The 24,659-nt window shown below is 44.0% G+C and carries 27 protein-coding genes; 13 read left to right on the top strand and 14 right to left on the bottom strand.

Translation table 11 applies throughout. The features are described from left to right. Nucleotides 1-41: 41 nt before the first annotated feature. The 3 genes from A9237_RS07340 to A9237_RS07330 all read right to left on the bottom strand — a co-directional run bounded on the left by A9237_RS07340 (nucleotide 42) and on the right by A9237_RS07330 (nucleotide 3,117). Nucleotides 42-518, bottom strand: a complete 477-nt coding sequence (locus tag A9237_RS07340; protein ID WP_078607960.1) for a hypothetical protein — start codon at nucleotides 516-518, stop codon at nucleotides 42-44. 186 nt (nucleotides 519-704) lie between these two features. Beyond that, complete coding sequence (locus A9237_RS07335) at nucleotides 705-2,123, bottom strand: winged helix-turn-helix domain-containing protein (RefSeq protein WP_078607959.1); 1,419 nt, start codon at nucleotides 2,121-2,123, stop codon at nucleotides 705-707. A 127-nt stretch (nucleotides 2,124-2,250) separates the two neighbouring features. After that, the gene (locus A9237_RS07330; protein ID WP_078607958.1) at nucleotides 2,251-3,117 is read right to left on the bottom strand and encodes a YicC/YloC family endoribonuclease; all 867 of its coding nucleotides are present in this window, start codon (nucleotides 3,115-3,117) and stop codon (nucleotides 2,251-2,253) included. A gap of 174 nt (nucleotides 3,118-3,291) precedes the next feature. Between A9237_RS07330 and rph the strand changes: the two genes are divergently transcribed. Both rph and pyrE read left to right on the top strand, forming a co-directional pair. After that, nucleotides 3,292-4,008 (top strand): ribonuclease PH, encoded by a 717-nt coding sequence (gene rph, locus A9237_RS07325; protein WP_005430192.1) that lies wholly within the window; start codon nucleotides 3,292-3,294, stop codon nucleotides 4,006-4,008. A 241-nt stretch (nucleotides 4,009-4,249) separates the two neighbouring features. Further along, complete coding sequence (gene pyrE, locus A9237_RS07320; RefSeq protein WP_005379384.1) at nucleotides 4,250-4,891, top strand: orotate phosphoribosyltransferase; 642 nt, start codon at nucleotides 4,250-4,252, stop codon at nucleotides 4,889-4,891. 70 nt (nucleotides 4,892-4,961) lie between these two features. Here pyrE and A9237_RS07315 read toward each other — a convergent pair whose 3' ends face one another. The 3 genes from A9237_RS07315 to coaBC form a co-directional block, all read right to left on the bottom strand. Beyond that, nucleotides 4,962-5,912, bottom strand: a complete 951-nt coding sequence (locus A9237_RS07315; RefSeq protein ID WP_078607957.1) for a Kdo(2)-lipid IV(A) acyltransferase — start codon at nucleotides 5,910-5,912, stop codon at nucleotides 4,962-4,964. 5 nt (nucleotides 5,913-5,917) lie between these two features. Next, nucleotides 5,918-6,508 (bottom strand): nucleoid occlusion factor SlmA, encoded by a 591-nt coding sequence (gene slmA, locus A9237_RS07310; protein WP_005434407.1) that lies wholly within the window; start codon nucleotides 6,506-6,508, stop codon nucleotides 5,918-5,920. A gap of 160 nt (nucleotides 6,509-6,668) precedes the next feature. Then, on the bottom strand, nucleotides 6,669-7,868 hold the full coding sequence (gene coaBC, locus A9237_RS07305) for a bifunctional phosphopantothenoylcysteine decarboxylase/phosphopantothenate--cysteine ligase CoaBC (protein ID WP_009707942.1): 1,200 nt from the start codon (nucleotides 7,866-7,868) through the stop codon (nucleotides 6,669-6,671). Nucleotides 7,869-8,075: 207 nt separating this feature from the next. On the opposite strand from coaBC, the gene A9237_RS07300 reads away from it, so the two are divergent. The 6 genes from A9237_RS07300 to mutM all read left to right on the top strand — a co-directional run bounded on the left by A9237_RS07300 (nucleotide 8,076) and on the right by mutM (nucleotide 12,859). Then, nucleotides 8,076-9,749 carry a methyl-accepting chemotaxis protein gene (locus A9237_RS07300; protein ID WP_005428591.1) on the top strand — a complete coding sequence of 558 codons (1,674 nt, stop codon included), beginning with the start codon at nucleotides 8,076-8,078 and terminating at the stop codon, nucleotides 9,747-9,749. 113 nt (nucleotides 9,750-9,862) lie between these two features. Beyond that, on the top strand, nucleotides 9,863-10,537 hold the full coding sequence (gene radC, locus A9237_RS07295) for a RadC family protein (protein WP_009707940.1): 675 nt from the start codon (nucleotides 9,863-9,865) through the stop codon (nucleotides 10,535-10,537). A 303-nt stretch (nucleotides 10,538-10,840) separates the two neighbouring features. After that, nucleotides 10,841-11,077, top strand: a complete 237-nt coding sequence (rpmB, locus tag A9237_RS07290; protein ID WP_005384783.1) for a 50S ribosomal protein L28 — start codon at nucleotides 10,841-10,843, stop codon at nucleotides 11,075-11,077. 13 nt (nucleotides 11,078-11,090) lie between these two features. Beyond that, complete coding sequence (gene rpmG, locus A9237_RS07285) at nucleotides 11,091-11,261, top strand: 50S ribosomal protein L33 (RefSeq protein ID WP_004410866.1); 171 nt, start codon at nucleotides 11,091-11,093, stop codon at nucleotides 11,259-11,261. Between the two features lie 177 nt (nucleotides 11,262-11,438). Further along, nucleotides 11,439-11,915: a hypothetical protein gene (locus A9237_RS07280; RefSeq protein ID WP_039841302.1), complete on the top strand. Its 477-nt coding sequence runs from the start codon at nucleotides 11,439-11,441 to the stop codon at nucleotides 11,913-11,915. A 134-nt stretch (nucleotides 11,916-12,049) separates the two neighbouring features. Continuing rightward, entirely contained in the window at nucleotides 12,050-12,859 is an 810-nt protein-coding gene (gene mutM, locus A9237_RS07275; RefSeq protein WP_078607956.1) for a bifunctional DNA-formamidopyrimidine glycosylase/DNA-(apurinic or apyrimidinic site) lyase, read from the top strand. A 6-nt stretch (nucleotides 12,860-12,865) separates the two neighbouring features. Here mutM and A9237_RS07270 read toward each other — a convergent pair whose 3' ends face one another. From A9237_RS07270 to coaD, 3 genes are read right to left on the bottom strand one after another with little or no spacing between them, the layout of a single operon-like run. Continuing rightward, nucleotides 12,866-13,630 (bottom strand): glycosyltransferase family 25 protein, encoded by a 765-nt coding sequence (locus A9237_RS07270; protein ID WP_078607955.1) that lies wholly within the window; start codon nucleotides 13,628-13,630, stop codon nucleotides 12,866-12,868. 21 nt (nucleotides 13,631-13,651) lie between these two features. After that, complete coding sequence (locus A9237_RS07265; RefSeq protein ID WP_078607954.1) at nucleotides 13,652-14,632, bottom strand: glycosyltransferase; 981 nt, start codon at nucleotides 14,630-14,632, stop codon at nucleotides 13,652-13,654. Nucleotides 14,633-14,659: 27 nt separating this feature from the next. Next, a complete protein-coding gene (coaD, locus tag A9237_RS07260) occupies nucleotides 14,660-15,160 on the bottom strand; it encodes a pantetheine-phosphate adenylyltransferase (protein ID WP_045415483.1) in 501 nt (166 codons plus the stop codon). A 122-nt stretch (nucleotides 15,161-15,282) separates the two neighbouring features. On the opposite strand from coaD, the gene A9237_RS07255 reads away from it, so the two are divergent. Both A9237_RS07255 and A9237_RS07250 read left to right on the top strand, forming a co-directional pair. Further along, nucleotides 15,283-16,197 carry a glycosyl transferase family 90 gene (locus A9237_RS07255; protein WP_038893820.1) on the top strand — a complete coding sequence of 305 codons (915 nt, stop codon included), beginning with the start codon at nucleotides 15,283-15,285 and terminating at the stop codon, nucleotides 16,195-16,197. A 28-nt stretch (nucleotides 16,198-16,225) separates the two neighbouring features. Then, nucleotides 16,226-17,272, top strand: a complete 1,047-nt coding sequence (locus A9237_RS07250) for a glycosyltransferase family 9 protein (RefSeq protein WP_078607953.1) — start codon at nucleotides 16,226-16,228, stop codon at nucleotides 17,270-17,272. 60 nt (nucleotides 17,273-17,332) lie between these two features. Here A9237_RS07250 and A9237_RS07245 read toward each other — a convergent pair whose 3' ends face one another. Continuing rightward, on the bottom strand, nucleotides 17,333-18,457 hold the full coding sequence (locus A9237_RS07245; RefSeq protein ID WP_078607952.1) for a glycosyltransferase family 4 protein: 1,125 nt from the start codon (nucleotides 18,455-18,457) through the stop codon (nucleotides 17,333-17,335). A gap of 177 nt (nucleotides 18,458-18,634) precedes the next feature. Here A9237_RS07245 and A9237_RS07240 point away from each other — a divergent pair, with 177 nt between their 5' ends. From A9237_RS07240 to A9237_RS07230, 3 genes are read left to right on the top strand one after another with little or no spacing between them, the layout of a single operon-like run. Continuing rightward, complete coding sequence (locus A9237_RS07240; RefSeq protein WP_061007867.1) at nucleotides 18,635-19,030, top strand: diacylglycerol kinase; 396 nt, start codon at nucleotides 18,635-18,637, stop codon at nucleotides 19,028-19,030. A gap of 8 nt (nucleotides 19,031-19,038) precedes the next feature. Then, complete coding sequence (locus A9237_RS07235; RefSeq protein WP_078607951.1) at nucleotides 19,039-19,746, top strand: 3-deoxy-D-manno-octulosonic acid kinase; 708 nt, start codon at nucleotides 19,039-19,041, stop codon at nucleotides 19,744-19,746. 15 nt (nucleotides 19,747-19,761) lie between these two features. Further along, nucleotides 19,762-20,241: an acyltransferase gene (locus A9237_RS07230; RefSeq protein WP_078607950.1), complete on the top strand. Its 480-nt coding sequence runs from the start codon at nucleotides 19,762-19,764 to the stop codon at nucleotides 20,239-20,241. 53 nt (nucleotides 20,242-20,294) lie between these two features. Here A9237_RS07230 and A9237_RS07225 read toward each other — a convergent pair whose 3' ends face one another. The 4 genes from A9237_RS07225 to lpxM are packed head-to-tail and all read right to left on the bottom strand — an operon-like array spanning nucleotide 20,295 to nucleotide 24,596. Next, nucleotides 20,295-21,311, bottom strand: a complete 1,017-nt coding sequence (locus A9237_RS07225) for a polysialyltransferase family glycosyltransferase (RefSeq protein ID WP_078607949.1) — start codon at nucleotides 21,309-21,311, stop codon at nucleotides 20,295-20,297. Next, nucleotides 21,308-22,558 (bottom strand): lipid IV(A) 3-deoxy-D-manno-octulosonic acid transferase, encoded by a 1,251-nt coding sequence (gene waaA / locus A9237_RS07220; protein WP_078607948.1) that lies wholly within the window; start codon nucleotides 22,556-22,558, stop codon nucleotides 21,308-21,310. The genes A9237_RS07225 and waaA overlap by 4 nt, the downstream gene beginning before the upstream one ends. Then, nucleotides 22,552-23,610, bottom strand: a complete 1,059-nt coding sequence (gene waaF / locus A9237_RS07215) for a lipopolysaccharide heptosyltransferase II (protein ID WP_078607947.1) — start codon at nucleotides 23,608-23,610, stop codon at nucleotides 22,552-22,554. The genes waaA and waaF overlap by 7 nt, the downstream gene beginning before the upstream one ends. Then, nucleotides 23,607-24,596: a lauroyl-Kdo(2)-lipid IV(A) myristoyltransferase gene (gene lpxM / locus A9237_RS07210; RefSeq protein ID WP_078607946.1), complete on the bottom strand. Its 990-nt coding sequence runs from the start codon at nucleotides 24,594-24,596 to the stop codon at nucleotides 23,607-23,609. The genes waaF and lpxM overlap by 4 nt, the downstream gene beginning before the upstream one ends. Nucleotides 24,597-24,659: the final 63 nt, after the last annotated feature.

Below are 24,659 nucleotides of genomic sequence, written 5' to 3'. Positions count from 1 at the left end.
CCATGAAAAAGCCCCATTCGATAGGGGCTTTTGACGTAATGCTATTTACCTTGCTCGTTACGCAGATACATGATGGCAACCATGTTAAAGCCAATAAATTGCCAGAGATATTGTCCATCACTTGCACCTGTAATGGTTTGGGTGAAAGCCATACAACCCGTTACGAACAGAGATGCAAAAGCCGCATAGAGTAGCCACGGACGTTCTTTACCAGCCATAAACTCACCTGTCAGCACCGAGCGAATTACCAATAAAAACGGTAAGCACTGCAAAGCAATGAGAATCGGGAACATAAAGTCAAACGTTGGGCTCAGCAGTGCATGACCGACTTGGCTCTTATCCCAAGTTCCAACGATATAACCTTTCCAGCCAGCCCAAGTATCACCTGCATAGGCGGTATCAGGCGTTATGATGCCAAGTAGCACGCCCATCACTTTATCGATAAAGCCATTTTTGAACCAAAAGACGAACAGAAAGATCTGGATTGGAATGATCTGAAAGGCAAACTTCTTCAACATGTGTGTATCCCAAGAAATGAATGATTTGGTTTACAAGTATGTGGAAGGCACGTTTTTTACGCTTGATGCAAGGCAAGCGAGTTGAACTCCAAACAAAAATCAAACATCCAGAATACCCATCAACATTGGGGAGGATGACTGAACAATAGGCGAGAGCAGCGATTTTTCACTCCGCTTTATTTGAGGCTACTTTGCTGTTTGGAATAGGTTTGCTTTTTGTGAAGATTCAATAAGATCAAATAGTTGCCCATTATGTTCTTTTTTCATCTCAGTATAGCGTTGGTAATTGTATTGCGAGCCTTTCGGGTTATCTGCGAGTTTATCAGCCATGCTGAGTAAGTAAAAACTGATTGGACTTGGCGTGCTTTCTGCTGCATAAAACAAGTACGGGAAAGCTTGATTAGGGTGCTGGTTGATAAGCAAAGCAAGCCCCAGAGTGAGGTTGGCAATATCACAACGTGGGTTCAGTTCGAACGCCTGCTTAGCCGAGTGAAGTGCTTGTTCTCGGTCTTCTTGTTTGTGCTCGCGTAAGTAAGCTAAAGATTCAGAGTAGGACAATAAAGCACTAACCAAATAGCTGTCTCGCCCTTGCTGTTGAATCGCATTAAGCTGCTGAGCAATATCCGAAAAAGCGGGACCACCTTTACCTTGATAGAAAAGAGAAATCCCTTTAGAGATCACTTTCCAATCGTCATAGTTACTGATGGACGTCACGCGGTGGCTAGCCACTTCGTAATCGGAACTCATTGGTGCAATGATGGCTTTGATTTCTAAAATCACATCGCCTATAGCATCGAAGAAATTATCTTGGTTAAAGGTCTTTTCAACCTTTTGGCTCTGGTTGGGTTGATGGTTGTTTTGCACCAAGACGCTAAGCACATAATTGCCTTCTACTTTCTTAATCCAACTTTTGAGCTCAACACCGTGATTGGCAAGAGACTGCTTACTTTGTTGGGATAACTGAGAATAGTGATAACCGGATAGGTTTTTGGCTGAATTTAGCCCATAGAAGAGATAGTTATATACGCTTTCTGCCATTTCAAAGTCGCTGGTGGAATCAAGCGTAATATCATGAATATAAACGGGCACTACGTCACTTTGTTGTGCTGTTATCACCGTTGTGTCATCAGTGGTGTCACCATTTTGCACTGCCCAAGCCGCAATAATTCCAACAGTCAGGATTGCCGTTACAGCTAAAACTAAGCGCTTGTTTTTAGGCTTAGAGGTGCGAGTAAATACAACGGCTTCTTCAGTGATTGGAGTGGGCGTTATGCTTGGCTCAGTCACTTCGATATCAAATAAGTAACCTTGCTTAGGTATGGTCTGAATGATGCGATACGGACGCGTTTTGTCATGAAGCTGACTGCGCAGTAGACTAATGACTTGTCTCACCAAGTTGTCGGAAACTTGCGTCCTTTGCCAGACATCATCGGCGATTTTCTGGGTACTCAGTACTTTCCCACGGTTCTCAATAAAGTAGCTCAGCAGTCTTGCTTGCAACGGCTCTAAATGAATCTCCTCACCATCAATCATCAACTGATTTTTATCAGGATAGAAAGAAATAGGGGAGTCATGTTGCAGGACGAAGCAATGCGGACGAGTCATAGCGATTCAATGGTTTAGAAGTAACCACACAAGACTATTGGTTTTATATATAGGAAGCAAGTGAAGCATTAGCAAATAAAAAGCCCCGCAGTGCGAGGCTCTTTAGATATCTCATCGAGGTCTTTTATTATTCGATGTTCTGGATCTGTTCACGCATTTGCTCAATCAGAACTTTCAGTTCAACACCTGACGCAGTGATGTCTGTGCTGATAGATTTTGACGCTAGCGTGTTCGATTCACGGTTGAACTCTTGCATCATGAAATCTAGACGACGACCGACTGCGCCACCTTTCTTCAGGATGTTTGTGGTCTCTTTCACGTGAGAATCAAGACGATCTAGCTCTTCTGCTACGTCTGATTTCTGTGCCAGAAGGATAAGCTCTTGCTCAACGCGAGATGGGTCTAGCTCTACTTTCGCATCTCCAAATTTCGAGAACAGACGCTCACGTTGCCACTCTAGGATTTCTGGCATGCGTGCGCGCACTTTCACAACTTCTGATGTGATCGCTTCTAGGCGTTGCTCGATAAGTGCTTTCATGTTGTCGCCTTCACGACCACGCGCTTCGATGAACTCGCTGATTGCTTCGTCAAAAGCAGCAAGCAGTTCTTTGTTAACTTCATCCATGTTTTGCTCTGGCGTTTCCATCACACCAGGCCATTGCATTACTTGGAATGGGTTGATGCGGCTTAGCTCGCCAGTCATGTGCATCACTTGCTCAGCGGCTTTGATCACTTGGTTTGCCAGTGTTTCATTGATGCTTAGTTCAGCTTTTGCTGCTGGGTTCGCTTCAAAACGCAGGCTACATTCTACTTTGCCGCGTGCTAGGCGCTTACGAAAACGCTCACGCAGTACTGGTTCAAGAGCACGGAATTGCTCAGGCATACGGAAGTAAGTTTCTAGGTAGCGTTGGTTTACACTGCGGATTTCCCACACTGCGCTGCCCCAATCGCCTTTCACTTCTTTACGCGCGTACGCTGTCATACTGTAAATCATTGAATTTTCCTGTCTTCTAATTTGCTGAAAATTACCCCGCAATAGTAGCACAGCAAGATGGCAGTGGCTTTGCTATTCTGAGTCGAGATTGTCCAGATAGCTTTATTTAATCGATTCCGTTATAATCTGCGCCCAACCAAATCGTCTTCTCCTCATTACTTAAGGTAGATGCCCATGCGTCCAAACGATCGCAAGGCGGATCAAGTTCGCCCAATCAAAATTACTCGTAACTACACAGCTTACGCTGAAGGCTCAGTGTTAGTTGAATTTGGTAACACCAAAGTGTTGTGTAATGCGACCGTTGAAGAATCTGTGCCTCGTTGGCTAAAAGGTCAAGGTAAAGGCTGGGTAACGGCTGAATACGGCATGCTACCTCGTGCGACTCACTCTCGTACGCGTCGTGAAGCAGCGAACGGTAAGCAAGGTGGTCGTACAATGGAAATCCAACGCTTGATCGCACGCAGCCTACGCGCTGTGGTTGATCTGCAAGCGATGGGTGAGTTTATGATCACAGTTGACTGTGATGTTATCCAAGCAGACGGCGGCACTCGCACTGCATCTATCAGCGGCGCAAGCGTTGCAATGGCAGATGCGTTCCAACACCTAGTCGATAGCGGCAAGCTAAAAGCAAACCCAATGAAAGGCCACGTAGCGGCAGTTTCAGTTGGTTTGCTAGGTGATGATGTTCTGTGTGACCTTGAGTACGTTGAAGATTCAGCGGCAGACACAGACATGAACGTCGTAATGACGGAAGAAGGCAAGATGATTGAAATTCAGGGCACCGCAGAAGGTGAACCGTTCAGTCATGAGCAGCTGATGGCACTGTTAGAGTCGGCGAAAGTCGGCATTACAGAAATTGTCGCAGCGCAGAAGGCGGCGTTAGCCAATTGATTTAGATAGCTCCCATTATGGGGGCTATTTTTTTATCTCCGTCGTATATGAATCTACAGCGTTGTTCGCTGCGCTTTTCTACTGGAGCGCCAGTCCGACCTATTTACATAGGAAGACTATGCTCATAGGGATAGAAAAACTTGCTGCCTAGCTGTAAATCCATCTACTTAGGAGATAACGCATTAGTGTTTATTAACTGCTTGGGAATATGGATACCAAGCCTGTATTTAGAGAGAAAATAATGAAAGCATACCAGCGTGAATTTATTGAGTTTGCACTTGAGAAAGAAGTTCTTAAGTTTGGTGAGTTTACTTTGAAATCTGGCCGTAAAAGCCCGTACTTCTTTAACGCTGGTCTTTTCAATACTGGTCGTGACCTAGCGCGTCTTGGTCGTTTTTACGCAGCAGCGCTTGCAGATTCAGGCATTGAGTTTGATGTACTGTTTGGCCCTGCGTACAAAGGCATCCCAATCGCGACGACAACTGCAGTAGCGCTAGCGGATCACCATGACATCGACACGCCTTACTGCTTCAACCGTAAAGAAGCAAAAGACCACGGCGAAGGCGGTAACCTTGTAGGCTCGGCGCTTGAAGGTCGTATCATGCTAGTAGATGACGTAATCACAGCAGGTACCGCGATTCGTGAATCAATGGAAATCATCCAAGCAAATGGTGCGGACCTAGCAGGTGTGTTAGTTGCGATTGACCGCCAAGAAAAAGGCAAAGGTGAGCTGTCTGCGATTCAAGAAGTAGAGCGTGACTTTGGTTGTGCAATCATCTCAATCGTAAGCCTGACTGACCTTGTGACTTTCCTTGAAGAGAAAGGTACAGACAAAGAGCACCTAGAAGCAGTAAAAGCGTACCGCGCAGAATACGGCATTTAATTGTTGTTTCATCATTAAAGAAAAAGGGGCTGGTGGATATCCATCAGCCCCTTTCTTTTGTCTTTATCACTTACTTATAGCGAATGCCTTTTGGCGCATTTTCATCAGCCATGGTCTTGTAGCGTTTGTGCAGCCACATCCACTGCTCTGGTGCGCGCAGAATCACTTCTTCCACAAAAGTGTTCATGTAAGCCGCTGCCGCAACTTCGTCTTTTTGCGGGTAGTCGTCCTCAATGCACTTATCAGCGATGATTTCATACTTGCCATCTTCATTACGGAAGCCTGAGCCCGGAATAATCGAGCACTTAGACGTGTAAGCCAGAATGCTGGTGCCAGTTGTAGTACAAGCGTCTTCAACTGCGAAGAAAGGCACGAATACCGACTTGTTACGACCGTAATCGTGGTCCGGTAAGTAGAACAAACGCTCACCGCTACGTAGAACACGAATCATCTGTTTAACGTCTTTACGATCAATCAGCTTGTTGCCGTTGTGCGTGCGACCCCAGTACTGAATGAAGTTGTATGCAGGGTTGTTGTGCGGACGAAATGCGCCGTAACCCGCCACACCAAGTACTGCAAAGGCACGCGCCGTGATTTCAAGATTGAGTGCGTGCACGCAGCACAGCAATACGCCTTTGCCTTCTGCATTTTTCTCATGCAGCGCACCCAGATCTTTCTCGATAATCAGAGTTTTGAAGCGCCACGTTGGCCAGAACCAAGTGATGCCGGTTTCGATCAGCGCCATACCGGTGTTTTTGAAGTTCTCTTCAACGATATGTTGGATCTCTTCAGGCGTTTTATCTGGGAAAGCTAACTCAAGGTTACGTGTCGCAACATGGACACGACCTTTGCCGTAACGCATACCAAGGTGACCAAGTGTGCGACCTAACGATAGCAGCATGCGGTATGGAAGGATATTGACCACGATAGCCAAAAAGCCAAAGCCGAGCCAAACGCCCCAGTTACGAGGATGGAGAAGGGAAAGAGAAAACTCCGGCTTAGTGAATTTGTCTTTACTCATAATCTCTACTTAATTTGTGCGCTAAGAAGTGCCCAATACTCGTCAAAGTTCGCAGTTGGTTGGTATTTGAAATCACTACGAACAAAGCGGTTCAAGCTGCCTTCAACTTGTCCTAGGATTTGAGCCGCCAAAATGCGCTCTTCCACTGGGAACGATTTGCCTTCACGGATCTTACGTTCACGCAGGATCTGACGAAGCTGTGTTTCAATGCGTTCAAACAGTTGGTTGATGCGATCGCGTAGGCGCTCATTTTCAAACATTAGAGCATGGCCAGAAAGAATGCGTGTCAAACCTGGGTTACGTTCTGAGAATGCCAGAATAAGGTGCATTACCATACGAATGCGCTCTAGCGTGTCTTTCTCATCATCCAAAATGCGGTTGATGCGAGTCATGAGTGCTTCTTCAATGAACTCAATCAAGCCTTCAAACATGCGAGCTTTACTTGGGAAGTGGCGGTAAAGTGCCGCTTCTGAAACACCGACTTGTTTCGCCAATTTTGCCGTAGTAATGCGTGAAGCGCCTTCTGTAGATTCAAGCATCTGCGCGAGAGCTTGCAAGATTTCTTCACGACGATTGGATTTTTTACTGCCGGCCATTTAGTTACTTCCTTTCAAAATACAAAGTTGAGCGGAGGGGATTATAAGACGCTCTTTGGCATCAAACTAGACCAGTGAGGAGGTAATGGGAGCTTTAACACCCTCACTTGTCATGTTTGTACCAAATTTGTGCCAGTTTTCTATGAAAAGCGAATGGCAATTACATCAATTCGTGCATTTTTTCCAAAATTCTGAAACTTAGCGCTTCTTTGGATTCTAGTGCCAACGCCTGCTCGCCTTCTGGCCAGAATAAAGTGATGGCGTTGTCGTTACTGTTAAAACCTTGGCCTTCAACAGAAACATCGTTCGCACAAATCATATCGAGGTTTTTCTTTACCAGTTTACCGCGAGCGTAGGTTTCTACGTCGTTGGTCTCTGCTGCAAAACCAACTGTGAATGGACGTTGCTCAGTCATATTGGCGACGGTCGCTACGATATCAGGATTCTTGACCATGTTGATGGTCATCTGATCGTTGTTTTCGGTCTTTTTCAACTTTTGAGACGCCACGTTTTCTGGACGGTAATCGGCTACGGCGGCGCAGCTAATGAAAGCATCGTGGCTAGGCGCGTGAGCCATTACTGCATCATGCATCTCTTGTGCACTCGCAACATTGATACGCTCAACACCTGCTGGCGTATTCAAGCTGACAGGCCCACTGACTAGTGTGACTTTCGCACCTAGTTGTGCTGCTGCATTTGCTAGTGCAAAGCCCATCTTTCCTGAGCTGTGGTTAGAAATGTAACGCACTGGGTCAATCGCTTCACGAGTTGGACCTGCGGTGATCAATACTGATTTTCCTGCCAATAGTTTCGGTTGGAAGAACTGCTCACACAGATGCACTAACTGCATTGGCTCTAGCATTCGACCAGGGCCAACATCGCCACATGCTTGCTCACCGGCCGCAGGGCCCCAGATGTGCATACCACGGCGTGCCAGTGTCGCGATGTTTTCTTGAGTTGCGACATTGCGGTACATCTGTTGATTCATCGCCGGAGATACCGCTACTGGTGAATCTGTCGCAAGTACTAACGTGGTGAGCAAATCATTACCCATGCCTGCCGACATACGTGCAATCAAATCTGCGGTTGCAGGTGCAAGAAGAACCAAATCTGCCCATTTTGCCAGTTCAATGTGACCCATCGACGCTTCTGCTGCTGGGTCTAACAAGCTGTCCGACACCGGACGCCCAGAGACTGCCTGCATGGTTAAGGGAGTAATGAACTCCTTCGCTGCTTTGGTCATCACTACTTGAACTTGCGCGCCTCTTTCTATTAGGCGACGGGTTAGCTCCGCACATTTATACGCGGCAATACCGCCACTGATGCCGAGTAGAATTTTCTTTCCTGCTAGTGTTTGCATGTGAGATCTCCAATTTTTCTGGCGACGAGTTTAGCACAACTGAATCTCTCATCGCCCAAGCAAATCTGATGAGAAGCTAATCCATATCAAACTACAGAATATTAATTGCTGAGCCTTATATAAAACTTTTGCTTACTTCACAGACAATCTTTGCCCGCTCTGCAAGATAGAAGGGGAAAAATAACAATAATGAGGTAGTGGAATAAGATGGTGCTGAAAAGTCGAAGTAAATTGCTGCTGGTGACTCTGATCCCTTTGTTGTTGATCACCACATTGATCTCGGTGGTCTATTACATCAACGGCAGTAATAGCTTAGAAGCAGAGTTAGCTCGAGATAGACAAGAGTTAATTGATACACGCAAGAAAGAGCTGCAAGCCTACATGATGATGGGGGTTACAGCGATAAAGCCGCTTTACGATACGGACGTAAACGGCAATAACAAACAAGCAGCAAAAGAAATTCTCAAAGCGATGCGTTTTGAAAGTGACGGTTATTTCTTCGCTTATGATTCGAAAGGTGTCAACACGCTGCACGCGATTAAGCCGTCTCTAGAAGGTAAAAACCTTATCGGTTTGAAAGATGAAAATGGCGTAGCAGTGATTGGTGGGTTGATTGATGCATCTAAGAACGGCGATGGCTTCCTTTATTTCTCTTGGCATAAACCAACCATCGATGCGCAAGCTCCAAAATTAGGTTATGCCGAGTACTTGTCTAAGTGGGACTGGGTGCTGGGTACGGGCATCTATATTGATGATATTGATCAGCAAGTGGCGATGCAGCGTGAACTGCGCACACAAGAGTTGAATGAACATACGCTCTCTGCGGTAACCATCTCGGTCATTGGTCTTATTATCACTAGCGTGCTTACCAGTATTATCGTGTCGAAAGGCATTCAACCATTGCAACACATTGCGGCCTCATTACAAGATGTGGCTGCGGGTGGCGGTGATCTGACGGCTCGTCTGAAAATTGAGAGTAAAGATGAAGTCGGTGAGGTGGCCTCGGCATTTAATGAGTTTATGGATAAGTTGCATCCGCTTATGCAGGACATTCAGCGCTCTGCCGATACAGTCCAAAGCGTCTCTGGACAATTGGATCAGCAAACCTCTCAAGCCAGTGCTCAAATGCAAAACCATTGTCTGGAAACCGATAAGGTGGTGACGGCCGTAACGCAAATGAGCATGACAGCTAAAGAAGTCGCTAGTAATACCAATGCTACGGCGCAGGCGATTGATGATGCGAATGGACAAGTTACTGAAGCGCAGCGCGAAGTCGATCAAGCGATTGATGGCATTAGCAAGTTAGTCGATGAAGTGAACAGCACCTCTGAGGCGATTGCAGAACTGAGTCAACAAACCGAGCAAATTACCAAGGTGCTCGATGTAATTGGAGAAATTGCCGAGCAGACCAACTTACTCGCATTGAATGCAGCGATAGAAGCTGCGCGTGCCGGTGAACAAGGTCGTGGTTTTGCCGTGGTGGCTGATGAGGTTCGCTCGCTAGCAAGTCGAACTCAGAACAGTACTCATGAGATTGGCGATATGCTCAAGCAGTTACAAACGGGTGTATCAAGAGCAGTGACTACCATGGCGGCGAGCCAAGAGCGTGGAGCGAAGACGGTTGAAGAGTCCTCTATGATTCAGCAATCGCTGTCTGGCGTGCACCATTCTATTGGTACAATTCGAGATATGGGTATCCAAACCGCTTCTGCAGCAGAAGAGCAAAGTGCGGTTGCTGAGGACATCAACCAGAATCTAGTGGCGATTCAGCAAATCGTGAATCGTATTAATGACACGCTTCAGCATGCGGAAGGCATCAGTACTCAGTTGTCGCAGTCAGGATCTGAAATTCACGATCTGGTTGGAAACTTCAAGCTTTGATGGATCGCTCGATTACATAGAAAAGCAGTGGTTAACGAAAAAAGCGAAAGTCAGGTTCGACTTTCGCTTTTTATTTTGTGCAATAGGCGCTCACATATAGAGAGAACCGCCTAATGACACTGAAAACCTTGCCCAACGAGTCCATGCCCAGAGAGAAATTACTTAAACGCGGACCTCAAGCGTTGTCGGATGCCGAATTACTGGCTATTTTCCTGCGCACCGGTACACAAGGTATGAACGTCATCGAATTAGCGGACTTTCTGATCCAAGACTTTGGATCGCTTCGCCAGTTGTTTTCTGCCTCAGAGAAAGAGTTTTGCCAACATAAAGGGCTAGGGCAAGCGAAATACGTGCAGTTACAAGCCGTTTTGGAAATGACGCAACGTTATTTAGCCGAGACATTAAAGCGTGGTGATGCGTTAACCAGCCCAGAACAAACCAAACTTTATCTTTCTTCTATATTAAGAGACCGACAAAGAGAGGCTTTTTACATTCTTTTCTTAGATAACCAACATCGGGTAATAAAAGATGAGATTTTATTCGAAGGAACACTCGATGCCGCATCGGTTTATCCGAGAGAAGTCGTCAAACGCGCCTTACACCACAACGCTGCTGCATTGATTCTGGCCCACAACCACCCATCAGGTGTGGCGGAACCTAGCCAAGCAGATAGAAGGATTACCCGGCGTTTAATCGACGCTTTAGCGCTGGTGGATATTCGAATTTTGGACCATTTCGTTATCGGAGATGGGGAAAGCGTCTCTTTTGCCGAAAGAGGTTGGATATAACTGTGCGTTTTTTAGGTTGTTAGTTGCTAAAAATCTGCTATCATCCTCGCCACTAAATTTTTAACTGAATTCAGCTTGGACTGCTAGAAAAAACCTGCTGTCTAAAAAAAGATCACGAAAACCTGTAAAAAGGATCTGTTCGGGTCTTGAGCAATGCATATCAAGTTAGTATAATGCGCGACCTTTGATAGCCTTGTATGGATTTTCCATAGCGGTTCTTAACCTCTAACTTCTTTCCAAGAAATAGAGAGGTTCGGCCACCAAGGTTGATATCGAGCTGAAACGATTTTGGAGAAGACATTCATGTCACGAGTATGCCAAGTAACTGGTAAGCGTCCAGTAACGGGTAACAACCGTTCACACGCACGAAATGCTACTAAGCGTCGTTTTCTGCCGAACCTACAAACTCATCGTTTCTGGGTAGAGAGCGAAAAACGTTTTGTTAAACTACGCCTATCTGCAAAAGGTATGCGTATCATCGACAAGAAGGGTATTGATACTGTTCTTGCTGATATGCGTGCACGTGGCGAAAACGTTTAAGAGGAAATAGGCAATGGCAAAGAAAGGCGTTCGTGAGAAAATCCGTCTAGTATCTTCAGCAGGTACAGGCCACTTCTACACAACTGATAAGAACAAGCGTAACATGCCAGGCAAATTTGAGATCAAGAAATTTGATCCAGTTGTACGCCAGCACGTTATGTACAAAGAAGCTAAAATCAAATAATTGGTTTTATCTCTTTGATGATTTGAAAAACCCAGCTTTCGAGTTGGGTTTTTTATTACCTCAAATTCCTCCATCTCCCCTTCATTTCCATCCTCACCACGTTTGCATACAGATGTTCTAGTCAAGATTGATGAGCTTTGATAGTTTGTCTCTAACTACTTGAGATTAGGAACCACTATGCGTGTAAGTCCGGCTCGCCGCCGCCGTTGGAACAACATTCTTATCCTAGGCATCATCGTATTTATGCTGATCCTCAATGCACCAACATGGATCAAATCTTACCTTATTGAAGAACCAGCGGATCCTTACCCAAACTTGCTGCGCTCCGATCATGACGTCAGTGCTATCTACTATGCCGGTTGGGAATTAGATAAGCAGAATGGCCAATGGCAATCGAACATTAAAGCCAATATTCCCGTACAAGAGCTTGTGACTCGCTGGCAGTCATTGGAAGGTACTGAGCTGACATCAGAGCAATACGAGCAGTTAAAGCCGCGTTTATCATCACCGGAAAGCATCGAAATTTGGTATCAAGGGCTCGAGGAGCCACAGCGAGTGACGTTCTATCGTCTTGATGATTTTTGGTTGTTTAAAAACTGGCAAGGGAAATGGATTGCGATTTCTGTCGATGGCAATTACATCATGCCCAAGTAACTTAATAGCTAACTAGCTTGATACCAAGTAACGTTATTGCCAATAACCCTTTGCATAACCTGTATTTGTCTTAACTTTTTTCGATTATGCTAGCCACCCAGTATCAAAGTTCTTAGCGTTGTAAGGAGAATCAAATGCCTGAATTACCTGAAGTTGAAGTAAGCCGAATGGGCATCAGCCCACATATGATTGGCCAAACGATCAAAGCATTTGTATTCAGAACTCCGAAGCTGCGTTGGGATATCCCGCAAGAACTTAAAAAGCTAGAAGGGCAGGTGATTCGTAATATCAGTCGCCGCGCTAAGTATCTGTTGATAGAAACAGACGAAGGAACTGCGATTGTTCACTTAGGTATGTCGGGCTCATTGCGTGTGTTAGATGCTGATTTTCCTCCAGCAAAGCACGATCATGTGGATCTCAAACTAAGCAATGGCAAAGTGCTGCGCTACAACGATCCACGTCGTTTTGGCGCATGGCTGTGGAGCGCGCCCAATGAGCCACATGCAGTTTTAGGTCATATGGGACCAGAGCCTTTAACCGAAGAGTTCAACGCGGACTACGTAGCAGAGAAAGCCAAAGGTAAGCGTGTTGCGGTTAAGCAGTTCATCATGGACAACAAAATCGTCGTCGGAGTCGGAAACATCTACGCCAACGAATCTTTGTTTAAATCACGCATCCATCCCACTCGCCCCGCAGGTAAGCTAGCCAAGAAGGAGTGGCGATTGCTGGTGGAGAACATCAAAGCCACGCTAGAGATCGCCATCCAACAAGGCGGAACCACACTGAAAGACTTTGCCCAAGCAGATGGCAAACCAGGTTACTTCGCACAAGAGTTATTAGTTTACGGAAAAGCCGGAGAGCCATGCCCAGAATGCGGCGAAGCTCTCCAAGAACAAAAGATAGGCCAACGTAATACCTTCTTTTGTGGGGAATGTCAGAAGTAGAATGTGTTAGCTATTAAACTTCTTTGGGCCGTACTCTCGGCCCATTTTGATGAGGTGGTAACCATTCATCACTAGATTTAGAGTCATACTTTTCGCTTTATTAAGCAGCTTCATTGTAGCAACGAGGTAGTCTTTATCGCCTTGGCGTTTTCTATTACCAATGACAGATGGTTTATTGCCGCCACGTAAGCCTGCTTGTCTTACTCCAAACATGGCTTGTTTATGTAGCCAAGTATTACGTAAAAATACGTCAACAGGGAATTGGAACGACTTACTTGCTTCGATAAACGCTTGGGCCGCCTCGGGGCTTATGGCGTAAGAGGTTGTACATTGTGGTACTTTTAAGTACTTAACCAAGCGTTGGGAGCCATATTGTTTTGTATCGTAGAACATGCCGCGACTACTGGTGTTTTCGGTACGAATATAACCACAATTTTCTATATTCTCTTTAACGATCTTTAATGTGTTTAGGAATAACTCGTCTTCAATGCTGAGATCATCTTCAAAAATGATAATAGGTTCGTTTAATTCAACGCATTTTTGCCATAGTAGATAATGGCTCGCATAACAACCCGCCTCACCGATGATACATGGGCGTCCCATGTTGAATTCAAATTGACGTCGATCTAAGTGATCCAACAATGGATGAGTGTCTTTGCGTGCATCGACACCATAGAAAACTTCACAGTCTAAACCGATTCTCTTTAGGGTGTTTAATGTTGTTTCTTGCCTGTCTTCACAGCCTTTTAAAGTGATACAAAATGCTTTCATGTTGACTCAAAAATTGGTGTGCTATCTAAAGTACGGTAACTTTTTAACTTGTTTTGCTGGCTTAGAAAGAAACTTATTTAGAGCCTCTCCATTGAGTACTTTTTCGTACTTCTCTATGTAAGCCTTGGCCATAGAAATATGATCAAAAGTATCTCGAGCATATTCGTGACACAATGTTGGATTGTAATCACCATGTTGGATAGCGTCTGCAAGTTCATCTTCAATATTTGATAGCGAGCCAAAATCAGGTGTACTAATTAACTCAGATAGTGAACCATACGGTGTAGCAAAAACGGGTGTCCCCATAAACAGACTTTCAGTAACGGCTAGCCCAAATGGCTCCTCCCAAGTGACAGGGAACACAAGCCCTTTAGACTTTTCTAATACGTCACATTTATCTTCGTTATTTACCATGCCGTGAAATTTAACATGGCGATCTAATGTGAGACGAAAGCCCATTTTGAAATTCAAGCGATGTCCGCCTAGCACATCTAAAGCGACATTGGCTTTTCTCGTAATGTCTATCGCTCCCTGAACGTTTTTTAAGCGCCACGCTGCTTTACCTAAAAAATGATAACGGTTGATTCGCTTGTTAGGATCTAGGCTTGGCTGGCGATAATCACTCCAATCTAAGCCGTTATATACAAAAGCCTCACAACCATGGTTTAGGGCATGTTTTTGAGAAACGAAAATTGAGTTGGGATCGTTTTTCTTGGTAACAGTGTTATTACCATGACGGGTAATAACATAAGGCTTTTTAGTGCAGCTACCACCAACATGGAAGTGAACGATATCCACTTCATCAGGAATTTGTTCATCAATAGACAGGCTTGGCTGTTGAGTAATGCATGTTGCCCACGGGCATTCAACAGGTTCAGGGTTAAGAATAAAAACTCCATGTCCTTGTTGGTGAAGCGCTTTGATAAGGCTCCAAACAACACGCTCTGTGCCGCCATATGTCACTGGTGGTAGCGTGCCTTTGCACACAATTAAGACGTTCATAACAATTCTTTTCTCTTATTCGAGTAATTATTTCTTTGTTTTTTGAGCAAGTGCGAGTTCAACAGGAGCTGGAACAAATCGGCTAATCTCACCACCATGTAAAGCAACTTCTCTCACGATAGTTGAGGATAAGAATGCGTATTCGTCATCCGGAGTGAGAAAGACACTTTCTAGGCCAGGTAGCAGTTTTCTATACATACTGGTTAAGCCAAACTCATATTCGAAGTCAACAGTAGTTCTCAGGCCTCGAATTAAAATGTTCGCGTTTTGCACTTTTGCAAAATCGACGAGTAGGCCAGTAAAGCCCTCTACATTGACATTTGAAAGGTGGCTAATAGAGCACTCTACCAGCTGTACTCGTTCTTCCAGTGTGAACATCGTCTTCTTTGAAGGGCTAGCGGCAACACCAATAGTGATAGAGTCGAACATTTGGGCTGCTCGCTCTATGAGGTTAAGGTGGCCGTTTGTGATAGGGTCGAAGGTTCCCGGATAAATGACGTGTGTGGCACTATGACCTTGTTGTTTCATATGCAGCTCGTTGTGTTTGTCAAAAGTGTCAAAAAACGCTTAAAAGTAGTAATATGATACATCATCGAATCGAGAATAGATAACACCTACAAACATAGGTTTGATAAGGGCATAACGTTTTAATGAAACTTTTTTACTATATAAAAAACCTGCTGTTGACCATTGCTCCACGAGCGTATTTTGCTTACAACAAAAACAAACTAGAAAAGAAGTTTCAAGGTCAAACGGAGTTGGTTCAAGAACGAGTGGATTACTATTGTAAGGTAAATACTCCGAGCGAGCTGGATTCCAGTAAATCGACCAGTTTGAGTCGTTTCTCACACAAAGGGCAAAGTGCATATACGTATGATCTTAAAGAGTTCCTCCGTTACTTCCCTGATACTAATCCGTTTTGTTATTACTTTGGGGATGAAGTCGCCGTAGAAGATTGCCCAACGCTTTATAAGGCTAGGCCGATTGAGGGTAACAACGACAATTCGGTTCTGTTCAAACTCAATAAGCGTAGACACTTCCAGTTTGTAAACGACGCATTAGACTTTCACGATAAGAAAGATATGGCGGTTTTCCGTGGTTTTGTGAAACGGGTTCATCGTATTCGATTTATGGAAGCAATGTTTGAAAATCCTATGATGGATGCTGGTCAATCCAACCCTTCTCAAGAGCACCCAGAATGGCAAAAAGACTTTATGTCCATTCAAGAGCAATTGAAGTACAAGTTTATCATTTGCCTTGAAGGCAACGATGTTGCAACCAATTTAAAGTGGGCAATGTCTTCGAACTCTGTCGTAGTGACGCCTAAGATGCGTTTTGAAACGTGGTTTATGGAAGGTACATTACAACCAGGTGTTCATTATGTTGAAGTGAAAGATGATTGGTCTGACTTTGATGAGAAAATTAATTATTACCTTGAAAACCCTGATAAAGCTGAAGCTATGATTGAAAATGCGCATCGACATGTGGCCCAATTTCAGGATGAACAATTGGAAAGCTTAATTTGTATCAAGACGCTCGATAAATACTTCAAGCTATGTCAGTAATGCTCTTAAACCAAAAGCCTAAATTATCATGAGTTTATTCACTTCACCTCCGTCTCATTTGTGTGTATTGCGTTTGTCGGCTATTGGCGATGTTTGCCATGCGATCTCAGTGGTTCAGGCGATTCAAAAGCATTGGCCGCAAACCAAGATAACCTGGATTACCGGTAAAATAGAGGCGCAACTGATTGGCGATTTGCCCAACATTAACGTGATTGTTTTTGATAAGTCACAAGGTCTTAAAGGAATGAAGGCCGTGTGGAAGCAACTAAAAGGCACTAAGTTTGATGTTTTGCTGCACATGCAGGCAGCCTTGAGGTCGAGTGTTTTGTCTTTAGGGATCAAAGCAAAATACAAAGTGGGTTTTAGCAAGAATAGGACGAGAGAAGGGCAGTGGTGGTTCACTAATCGTCACTTACCCAACACAACGGCAATGCACGTGTTAGATAACATGGCTGAATTTGCTAAGTACATTGGTGTTCCATTCAGCCATCCAACGTGGAATATCCCATTACCCAGTGAATCAGTCGATTACGCGAAAGGCATTACCCAAGGTAGAAAGTGTGTTGTGATTTCTGCTGCAGCAAGCAAGGATTCTCGTAACTGGTTAGTGGAGCGATATGCAGCCATCGCCGATTACGCATCGTCTTTGGGACTTCATGTGATCCTATGTGGCTCACCTGCGGAAAGAGAAAAGCAATTAGCACATAAGATTGAATCACTATGTGAGCAACCGGTCACTAATATTGTCGGAGACACAAGCTTAAAGCAACTGACAGCTGTATTGCGTGAAGCCACGGTTGTCATTAGCCCTGATTCTGGTCCTGCTCACTTGGCAACGACTCAAATGACACCTGTGATTGGTTTATATGCGCATAGTGATCCGAGACGCACTGGGCCTTATAACGATTTAGAGAACGTCGTAAGTGTTTACCAACAACACGTTGAAGAACAAAAAGGCCAGTCCGTAGACTCACTCACGTGGGGCACGCGTGCGAAAGGGGATAACTTAATGGCTGCAATTACCGTTGAGCAGGTGCAAGAAAAGCTCGATAAGATGTTAGAGAATCTCTCTTAGCCAACAATAATAGGCTAAGAGAGTAATACGATTTTACAGGTGCATCAGCTAAACCCTAAATTAGGTGTTCGCTGACTGCTGCTTCATTTTGTATACCGCCAACAGCTGTTGGTAGTTTTTCTCCAATACAGTGTCGACATCCATTGTTAAGGCCAATGCTCTGCATTGTTCACTAACATTGGTCGTACGTTTTTTATCAGCCCAGAACGCCATAGCTTTTGCTAGTTCATCTGGGTTCACGTCGGCTCCAATGACGCTCGACACTTCTGGATTGAGGACCTCCTTCGCACCACAGTTTTCAGTGGTAATAGACGGTGTGCCACATGCGAGAGATTCGATCACCGTAAAGCCAAAAGGTTCATAGAGAGTTGGTAGCACGTAGCAATCAGCTAGCGTAAAGTAGAGCTCTGGTCGTTTGTCTTCTCCCATAAACTTACATTTGTCTTGTATCCCAAGGTTTTCCGCAAATTTAATGTACTCGCCCTCGTGAGTCTCTCGACCAACAATCACCAATTGAGCATCAATGTTCAGTTTGGAAAATGCAGTGAGGGTTTGCTTTAGCCCTTTCCTCTCGTAGCCAGTACCTAAAAATAAGAAAATTGGTTTGTTAGGATCAAGCTCCATTTGTTGCTTAAGCTCTAACGCCCCTTTTTCGATTCGTTGTGCATCAAAGCGGTTCGTATCGACAAAGTTGTGGATTACCGTGATTTTTTCTTTAGGCACGTGATGCGCTTCTTGGATTTCTTGAGCACTCTTATGTGAATTACTAATGACATGGTAGTAGGCTCCGGGGGCCATTGCTTTTTGCTCAATCAGATGTGTCACTCTATCTTTAATACGCATTGGCTTATTTAAGGAGCGTGCCATATGAAGGCTTGTACCTGCTCCAATTCTTAAGACATCGTGTGTCCACGCGTGAGCTAAGCCGTACACCAGATCATAGTCAGATTCATTGACGTGCTTTTCTACTGCTTTCGCAAATTTCCAAAGGCGATGGCTTTTACCGATACTAAAGCCGCGCAGCTTCACAAACTTAACGTCAGGGTGAGGAGGTGTATCGGCATGAGAGCGGCAGATAATGGTGACTTCTTCCCCTTTCTCTGCCATGTATCTCGCCATTTGATTGAGGTACAGCTCAACTCCGCCAGAGTATGCGTGTCTTAAATGGACCAATGCAATCTTCATAAGTAATCCAGTAATTCGTTTGGTATTGGTTGTTATGTTACTTGAAGCCTTCATTTTCTGAAAGAAGTCAGTTGACGAGGTCTTGCACCGACGAAGAGCAGCAAAAGCTCCTTACTGGATTGTTCCCCCAATAGAACAATGTAAAATGGCGCTATGATGTAAGCACGAGAAATTCAAGTGAATAAGGACAAGAAGAAAACAGAAACCGTTTCAGGAAAGCCTGGAAATACGGGCATTCAAAGGATCTTAAAAGCCAGCGTCTATTCACTTCAAGGTTTGAAGGCTGCAGTGAAACATGAAGCCGCGGTTCGACAAGAATTAGCTTTGCTGATGGCCGCTGTGTTGCTGCTCTGCTGGTTAGACGTTTCGCAAATACAACGTATCGTGATGCTCGGTACTGTTGTTTTGGTGTTGATTGTTGAACTGATTAATTCTGCGATTGAGGCGGTTGTGGATAGGATTGGTGTGGAAAAACACGAATTAAGCGGTCGAGCAAAAGATATTGGTTCTGCTGCTGTTTTTGTAGCATTACTATTTGCTGCCTTTACATGGTCTTATATTCTCTTTTTCTGAGGGGCGTGATGAAGCACTATCAAGAAAACAATACGCATTTATGGTACGACGAAAGCTTGATCACTGAGCCCATAGAGAGTTTGTTTGATATCAACTACTGGCGGAGTTGTAATGCCATCGTTGGCAGCGCTAGTGGGCGAGGCACTACGTGGTTTATCAAGCTTCAAAGTACGATTGCAGCGCTACGACACTACCACCGAGGTGGCTTGTTCGGAAAGATCGTCCGAGACCAATATTTGTTCCTAGGCTTAGAAAGAACTCGCAGTTACGCCGAGTTCACTCTGCTTCAAAAATTACGTGGCGCTGGCGTTAATGTTCCTCGTCCTATTGCCGCTAAAGTAGAACAAACAGGCTTGTTTTATCGAGCAGACTTATTGAGTGAAAAAATATCAGAGGCAAGCGATCTTGTTGATAAGCTACAGGTGGAACACTTATCTAATGAAGACTACAAAAAAATCGGCCTAGAAATCCGTAAAATGCACGATGTTGGTGTTAATCATACCGATCTGAATATTCATAACATCCTTTTAGATAGTGAAGGTAAGGTCTGGATTATCGATTTTGACAAGTGCAAGCAACAATCGGGTCAACAGTGGAAAGAAAGCAATTTGAACAGGCTCTTAAGGTCTTTTAATAAAGAGAAACTGAGAAATAACATCTACTGGAGTGAAGAAGAGTTTACTGCTCTTTTGAATGGATATTACGGTCATGAGTAAATCAAGGTAGTGCACATGGGATTAAAGAGAAAAATCAAAAAATGGCTTTATAAAAGGGCATTAAGAAAAGTTGGGAGTGTCGGAGATAATGTATTTGTGAATGGAAAATCTGCATTCACTAAAACTAGTCATATTGGATCAAATTGCCATTTTAATGGAATGATGATTCGAGGTAAGGGGAAAGTTGTGATTGGGGATAACTTTCACTCTGGTGTTGGTTGCCATATTATTTCTGAGATTCATAACTACCACGGAACCAACCTTCCATACGATGATACTTATATTGAAAAGCCAGTTTTTATAGGGAAAAACGTCTGGCTAGGGATTAATGTCATTGTGTTAGGTGGTGTGAGGATCGGCGATGGCGCTATCATTCAGGCAGGAAGTGTTGTTGTAAGTGATATCCCTCCAATGGCTATTGCTGGTGGCCACCCTGCAAAGGTTTTTTCATATAGAGATAAGGAGCACTATGACCGACTTGCTAATAATATATAAGACTTTGCTATGAATAGTTGAAGTCGTTAGCTTTCAACTATTCATACGCTTTATTATGGTTTAATTAGATCTATACCGCTTTGTTGATAAAAATTATATATGGTATGAGCTCTCTCGCGAGTCGTACCTTCTTTCATCTTGCTAAGAATATTGAAAGAAATGACACTTTCTAGTTCATATGCTTTTCCTATACTGTATATAACAGTACTCCAGCAGGCTGCAATATGGCTCGGAATTTTTTCTGTGTTACTAAAATATGTTTCAGCAGGGACACCAAGATCTTTTATTTTTATGTTTAAGTCTCTTATTATAGAAAGCTTTTCTTTGGATTCGTCTCTGTGTGGAATGTAAAAGAAATCAATATTTTTGTGTTGGTAATATTCATTTATTCGGCGTAAAGATTCTATTTCGTCTTCAAGAAGCATTATTCGGGATTCTGAGTACTTAGAGCCGAAGAAGAAGCAAGTGTTGTTGAGTTTTTCTTTGCTGATAAGTGGTTTGGGCTTTCTTAAGTTTTTTTGGCCAAGTCTCAGTAACCCCTCTCCTGCGAAAAACGAATACAAATTAGGGCACTTTAGCTCAGAATATTTGAAATTGAAAACAAAGTCATAAAAACGTTGGAATACCTTCTGACGTTTACTTCTTAGCTTTGGAGCATAAATCCCTTTTTGTATATAGTCCAGTTGGGTGACAATCGTAGCCGCACCATCGTCCATATAAACGCGCTCTTTGGCTCGATTAGCTAGAAACAAATTACAAGCAACTTTGCTACGGAAGTCACCAATAATAAATCGTTTTGATATCGGCATTCTTCTCATTTTTATCATAAAGAAAAATGAATATATATCGCTGATTAGAGAGTTTCTAAAGTGTTTGTACACTAGCTTTCTATTAGCTGGGATTTTCTCTAAAAGATTGAGCATTTGCTCTTTATTCTTGACTCTTTTTTTGTTGCCAAAGTTAACGATAAAAATAGGCTTTTCTTTGTATTCATTACAGTATTCAAGTGCAGATAAGATCTGTAATGGAGATTCAACATATATAATACTTTGATCAAAAGGTATGGTCATGATGCAAGGAGTCCTATCACTTTTTCTAAGCTGCCTTTACTTTGAAAGTTGCTTTTTTTATCTTCAGGCTTGGTCGGAGATTTGTAGTACTTTCGAATGTGTTCAGCAAGCTCTATACCGTCATTGACAACTGTGAGTTGAGAGCTGCCAATAAGTTCATGTGCAATCTCCTCGAAGTTAAAGTAGCTCGGACCAGTAATGGTTGGAACATCCAAAGCCGCTGGCTCCAAAACATTGTGCCCACCAACTTTATCACCAACTAAACTACCGCCCATAAAGCAGATATCCGCAGCGCCCATCAAGACCAACATTTCACCCATGGTGTCTCCAAGGTAAACTTGGGTCGACTCCGTTACTTCTGTTTGACTTGTGCGTCGAGCGGCTTCAAAACCTAGCTTTTGACATAGCTCAAATACATTATCGAATCGCTCCGGGTGGCGTGGAACAAGGATTAAAAGTGCGTTCGGGTGAGATTCTAAGATTTTCTTATGAGCTTCTAACACTTGCTCATCCTCACCTTTATGAGTACTGGCAGCAATCCAAATTGGTCGCTTTATCCCAAGTTCAGTCCGTAGCGCTTTTCCTTTCTCTTTTACTTCCTCGGATATCTGAATATCAAACTTTATCGAGCCAGTAACAAAAAGCTTTTTCTTTTCAATGCCTAAGCGTTCGAAACGTTCCGCATCAGACTCCGTCTGACAAAGTACTTTATCCAAGCAAGGAGCTAATAGGTCAAATAGAAGCTGCACTTTTGCGTAGTTCTTACATGACTTTTCAGAAAGGCGAGCGTTAACAATAGTAATCGGTATTTCTGAGTCATGGACAGTACGAAGAGTGTTTGGCCAAAGCTCAGTTTCTATGACCAACATTTGCTTTGGTCGTATTGCTTTAAGAAAGCCTTTCACCGCAAAGCCAAAATCGATAGGCATATAGCGGTGTTCAACTAACCCGCCTAACTTAGCAATTTGTTCCGCACCAGTGCTGGTTGTGGTGGTGACCAAAATAGGTAGAGCTGGGTTTTGCTTTTTCAACTCTTTAATTAGGGGGGTAGCGGCGATGCTTTCGCCTACTGAAACCGCATGAATCCAAATGGGGCGCTCAGTTGCCTCTAGCTTTGGTGTAACACCAAAATGCTCTCTCCATCGTTGACCAAACTTGGGCTTGTTTGGTTTGCTTTTATACAAACCAAACAATAGGAAAGGGGACGCAAGAGCGAGTAATAAAGTATAAAGAATACGAATTAGCATGAGTTTACAGTGATTGCTTCAAGTTTTTGAATGCTGTCTAGCACTTGCTTTGGGGATAGTTCAGTTAAACACTTGAGGTGCTTAAATTGACATTCACGTTTAAAGCAAGGGCGGCAGTCAATATCGGTGTGAACAATTTCTACCTTTTCCGCAAGCGGTGGTGTGTATTTTGGTGAGGTTGAACCGTAGACTGCAACAACATTGCAGCCAACAGATGCCGCTACGTGCATAAGACCAGAGTCATTGGCTACGACAGTTTGGCAGGCTGCCAGTAGATCTACTGCTTCAATCAAGCTGGTTTGACCTGCGAGAACGTGAATTCTCTGTTGAAGCTCAGCCGGCACGAGCTGCTTAATGTTATTACAGGTATCAAGGTCCTTCTGAGAACCAAATAGCCAGACTTGATGGCCGCCAGTCGCCATTTGAATAGCGACTTCTGCGTAATGTGTTTCTGGCCACTTTTTAGCAGGGCCAAATTCGGCACCTGGACACAGGCCCGTGACAGGAAGTGTTTGCTTGAGTGAGAATTTGTTAAGCGCCTCTTGTTGAGCCTTTTTATCGATAGACAAGCTAGGTCTAGGAAGTGTCTCTAAGCCTCCCAAGGAGGACGAATCCAACATTTCAACCTTTGGGTTGGCTAAAGCGACATAACGCTCTACCATGTATTGAAAAGACTTTTTGTTAGGGCGAAGGTCATTGAGTAGCCCATAACGCATTTCTCCTTTCCAGCCCGTACGCTGTGGGATGTTTGCAAACCAAGGTATCAAAGCAGACTTAGCTGAGTTTGGCAGTACGTAAGCATGATCGTATTGCTTTTCACGCAGTGACTTACCAATCTCTCTTCGGCCAAGAAGATTGAACTCACCATGGCCAAGAGGCATCTCAATTGCTTGATGGATTTCAGGCATACGCTCGAGGATCGGTTTACACCAGCCTGGAGCAATCACATCAATTTGGCTTTCTGGATGTTGTTGCTTTAAAACGATGTACAGTGATTGTGACATCACCATATCGCCAACCCAAGATGGGCCGATAATTAAGATCTTTTTCATTTTTCTACTTGCCAGTCAGTGTCATATCTCGGCTTGAAGATATTGTAATAGTTATTGCCATCTTCTTGAGAGTGTAATAGCTGTAACACCCACATATATTGCTCAGGCTTAGTGGAAACAAAGTACTCAATCGCTTCATTCGAAGTGCGTGCATCTTGCTCTTCACCTTTGTCTAGCTCAAATGCTGGCAAAATTTCGATATCGAACGACCCATCTTCTGTATTCATAGAAGCAAACATAGGGAGCACTTTAGAGCGTGATAGTTTTGCAATTTTTCCAAGGCCGGGAAGGGTTGCTTTTCGGGTGGCAAAAAAGTCCACGAACACACTGTGCTCTGGGCCGTGGTCTTGGTCTGGTAAGTAGTAACCAATATAGCCATCTCGAATAGACTTTAAGAAAGGCTTTATACCACCAGAGCGTTCATAAACTCGACCGCCATACTGAACTCTCTGCTTGTGCATCAACCAATCGCCGACTTCATTTTTCTGCTTTTTAGCCATTGCAGAAACCGGCATTCCCATAGAGGCCAACAAAATAGCTGGAATGTCGATCGCCCATGAGTGCGGTACCATCAAAATGACTTTTTCATCATTTTCGATATGCTTCTGCAAAATATCTAAACCGCGAATTTGGCAGCGTTGCTGCAACCACTTTGGAGGACGTAAGGTAAGTAGGCTAAAGCGGAAAAAGAATAAAGCGGCTGTGTAAAGCGTTTGTTCGATGAGCGCTTCACGCTCTTCAAAGGTTTTGTCTGGGAAACACAGCTCAAAGTTAACGCGAGCTCGGTGGGCTGGGCCTTTGTGTGATTTAGCCAATTTTTTTGCAATTGCTTTGGCTAGCCATTTTTGCACTCCTAGTGGAAGCAGTGCCAACGGCATCGATAGTAGAGCACCGAGCCAAGTTCCCCAATATTTAGGCGCAAGAAAGTGACGCTCAAATTCAGGGTTATAAGCTTTTGGGTCGAAATCATCACGTTGAACAGTCATGCGGTTGTAAGCACCTATTTTCGGAAGAGATAACTGGAGATGTTTAGAAATGATTCTCGTAAA

The sequence above is a fragment of the Vibrio owensii genome (assembly GCF_002021755.1).
GTDB classification, from domain to species: domain Bacteria; phylum Pseudomonadota; class Gammaproteobacteria; order Enterobacterales; family Vibrionaceae; genus Vibrio; species Vibrio owensii.
Note: the sequence above shows the minus strand (reverse complement) of the source record. Positions and strands in the feature narration are given on the sequence as shown.

Bases quoted from the DNA above. Each gene is read 5' to 3' on its own strand.
- A9237_RS07340 (WP_078607960.1), bottom strand. From the start codon at position 518: ATGTTGAAGAAGTTTGCCTTTCAGATCATTCCAATCCAGATCTTTCTG.
- A9237_RS07335 (WP_078607959.1), bottom strand. From the start codon at position 2,123: ATGACTCGTCCGCATTGCTTCGTCCTGCAACATGACTCCCCTATTTCT.
- A9237_RS07330 (WP_078607958.1), bottom strand. From the start codon at position 3,117: ATGATTTACAGTATGACAGCGTACGCGCGTAAAGAAGTGAAAGGCGAT.
- rph (WP_005430192.1), top strand. From the start codon at position 3,292: ATGCGTCCAAACGATCGCAAGGCGGATCAAGTTCGCCCAATCAAAATT.
- pyrE (WP_005379384.1), top strand. From the start codon at position 4,250: ATGAAAGCATACCAGCGTGAATTTATTGAGTTTGCACTTGAGAAAGAA.
- A9237_RS07315 (WP_078607957.1), bottom strand. From the start codon at position 5,912: ATGAGTAAAGACAAATTCACTAAGCCGGAGTTTTCTCTTTCCCTTCTC.
- slmA (WP_005434407.1), bottom strand. From the start codon at position 6,508: ATGGCCGGCAGTAAAAAATCCAATCGTCGTGAAGAAATCTTGCAAGCT.
- coaBC (WP_009707942.1), bottom strand. From the start codon at position 7,868: ATGCAAACACTAGCAGGAAAGAAAATTCTACTCGGCATCAGTGGCGGT.
- A9237_RS07300 (WP_005428591.1), top strand. From the start codon at position 8,076: ATGGTGCTGAAAAGTCGAAGTAAATTGCTGCTGGTGACTCTGATCCCT.
- radC (WP_009707940.1), top strand. From the start codon at position 9,863: ATGACACTGAAAACCTTGCCCAACGAGTCCATGCCCAGAGAGAAATTA.
- rpmB (WP_005384783.1), top strand. From the start codon at position 10,841: ATGTCACGAGTATGCCAAGTAACTGGTAAGCGTCCAGTAACGGGTAAC.
- rpmG (WP_004410866.1), top strand. From the start codon at position 11,091: ATGGCAAAGAAAGGCGTTCGTGAGAAAATCCGTCTAGTATCTTCAGCA.
- A9237_RS07280 (WP_039841302.1), top strand. From the start codon at position 11,439: ATGCGTGTAAGTCCGGCTCGCCGCCGCCGTTGGAACAACATTCTTATC.
- mutM (WP_078607956.1), top strand. From the start codon at position 12,050: ATGCCTGAATTACCTGAAGTTGAAGTAAGCCGAATGGGCATCAGCCCA.
- A9237_RS07270 (WP_078607955.1), bottom strand. From the start codon at position 13,630: ATGAAAGCATTTTGTATCACTTTAAAAGGCTGTGAAGACAGGCAAGAA.
- A9237_RS07265 (WP_078607954.1), bottom strand. From the start codon at position 14,632: ATGAACGTCTTAATTGTGTGCAAAGGCACGCTACCACCAGTGACATAT.
- coaD (WP_045415483.1), bottom strand. From the start codon at position 15,160: ATGAAACAACAAGGTCATAGTGCCACACACGTCATTTATCCGGGAACC.
- A9237_RS07255 (WP_038893820.1), top strand. From the start codon at position 15,283: ATGAAACTTTTTTACTATATAAAAAACCTGCTGTTGACCATTGCTCCA.
- A9237_RS07250 (WP_078607953.1), top strand. From the start codon at position 16,226: ATGAGTTTATTCACTTCACCTCCGTCTCATTTGTGTGTATTGCGTTTG.
- A9237_RS07245 (WP_078607952.1), bottom strand. From the start codon at position 18,457: ATGAAGATTGCATTGGTCCATTTAAGACACGCATACTCTGGCGGAGTT.
- A9237_RS07235 (WP_078607951.1), top strand. From the start codon at position 19,039: ATGAAGCACTATCAAGAAAACAATACGCATTTATGGTACGACGAAAGC.
- A9237_RS07230 (WP_078607950.1), top strand. From the start codon at position 19,762: ATGGGATTAAAGAGAAAAATCAAAAAATGGCTTTATAAAAGGGCATTA.
- A9237_RS07225 (WP_078607949.1), bottom strand. From the start codon at position 21,311: ATGACCATACCTTTTGATCAAAGTATTATATATGTTGAATCTCCATTA.
- waaA (WP_078607948.1), bottom strand. From the start codon at position 22,558: ATGCTAATTCGTATTCTTTATACTTTATTACTCGCTCTTGCGTCCCCT.
- waaF (WP_078607947.1), bottom strand. From the start codon at position 23,610: ATGAAAAAGATCTTAATTATCGGCCCATCTTGGGTTGGCGATATGGTG.
- lpxM (WP_078607946.1), bottom strand. From the start codon at position 24,596: ATGACTGTTCAACGTGATGATTTCGACCCAAAAGCTTATAACCCTGAA.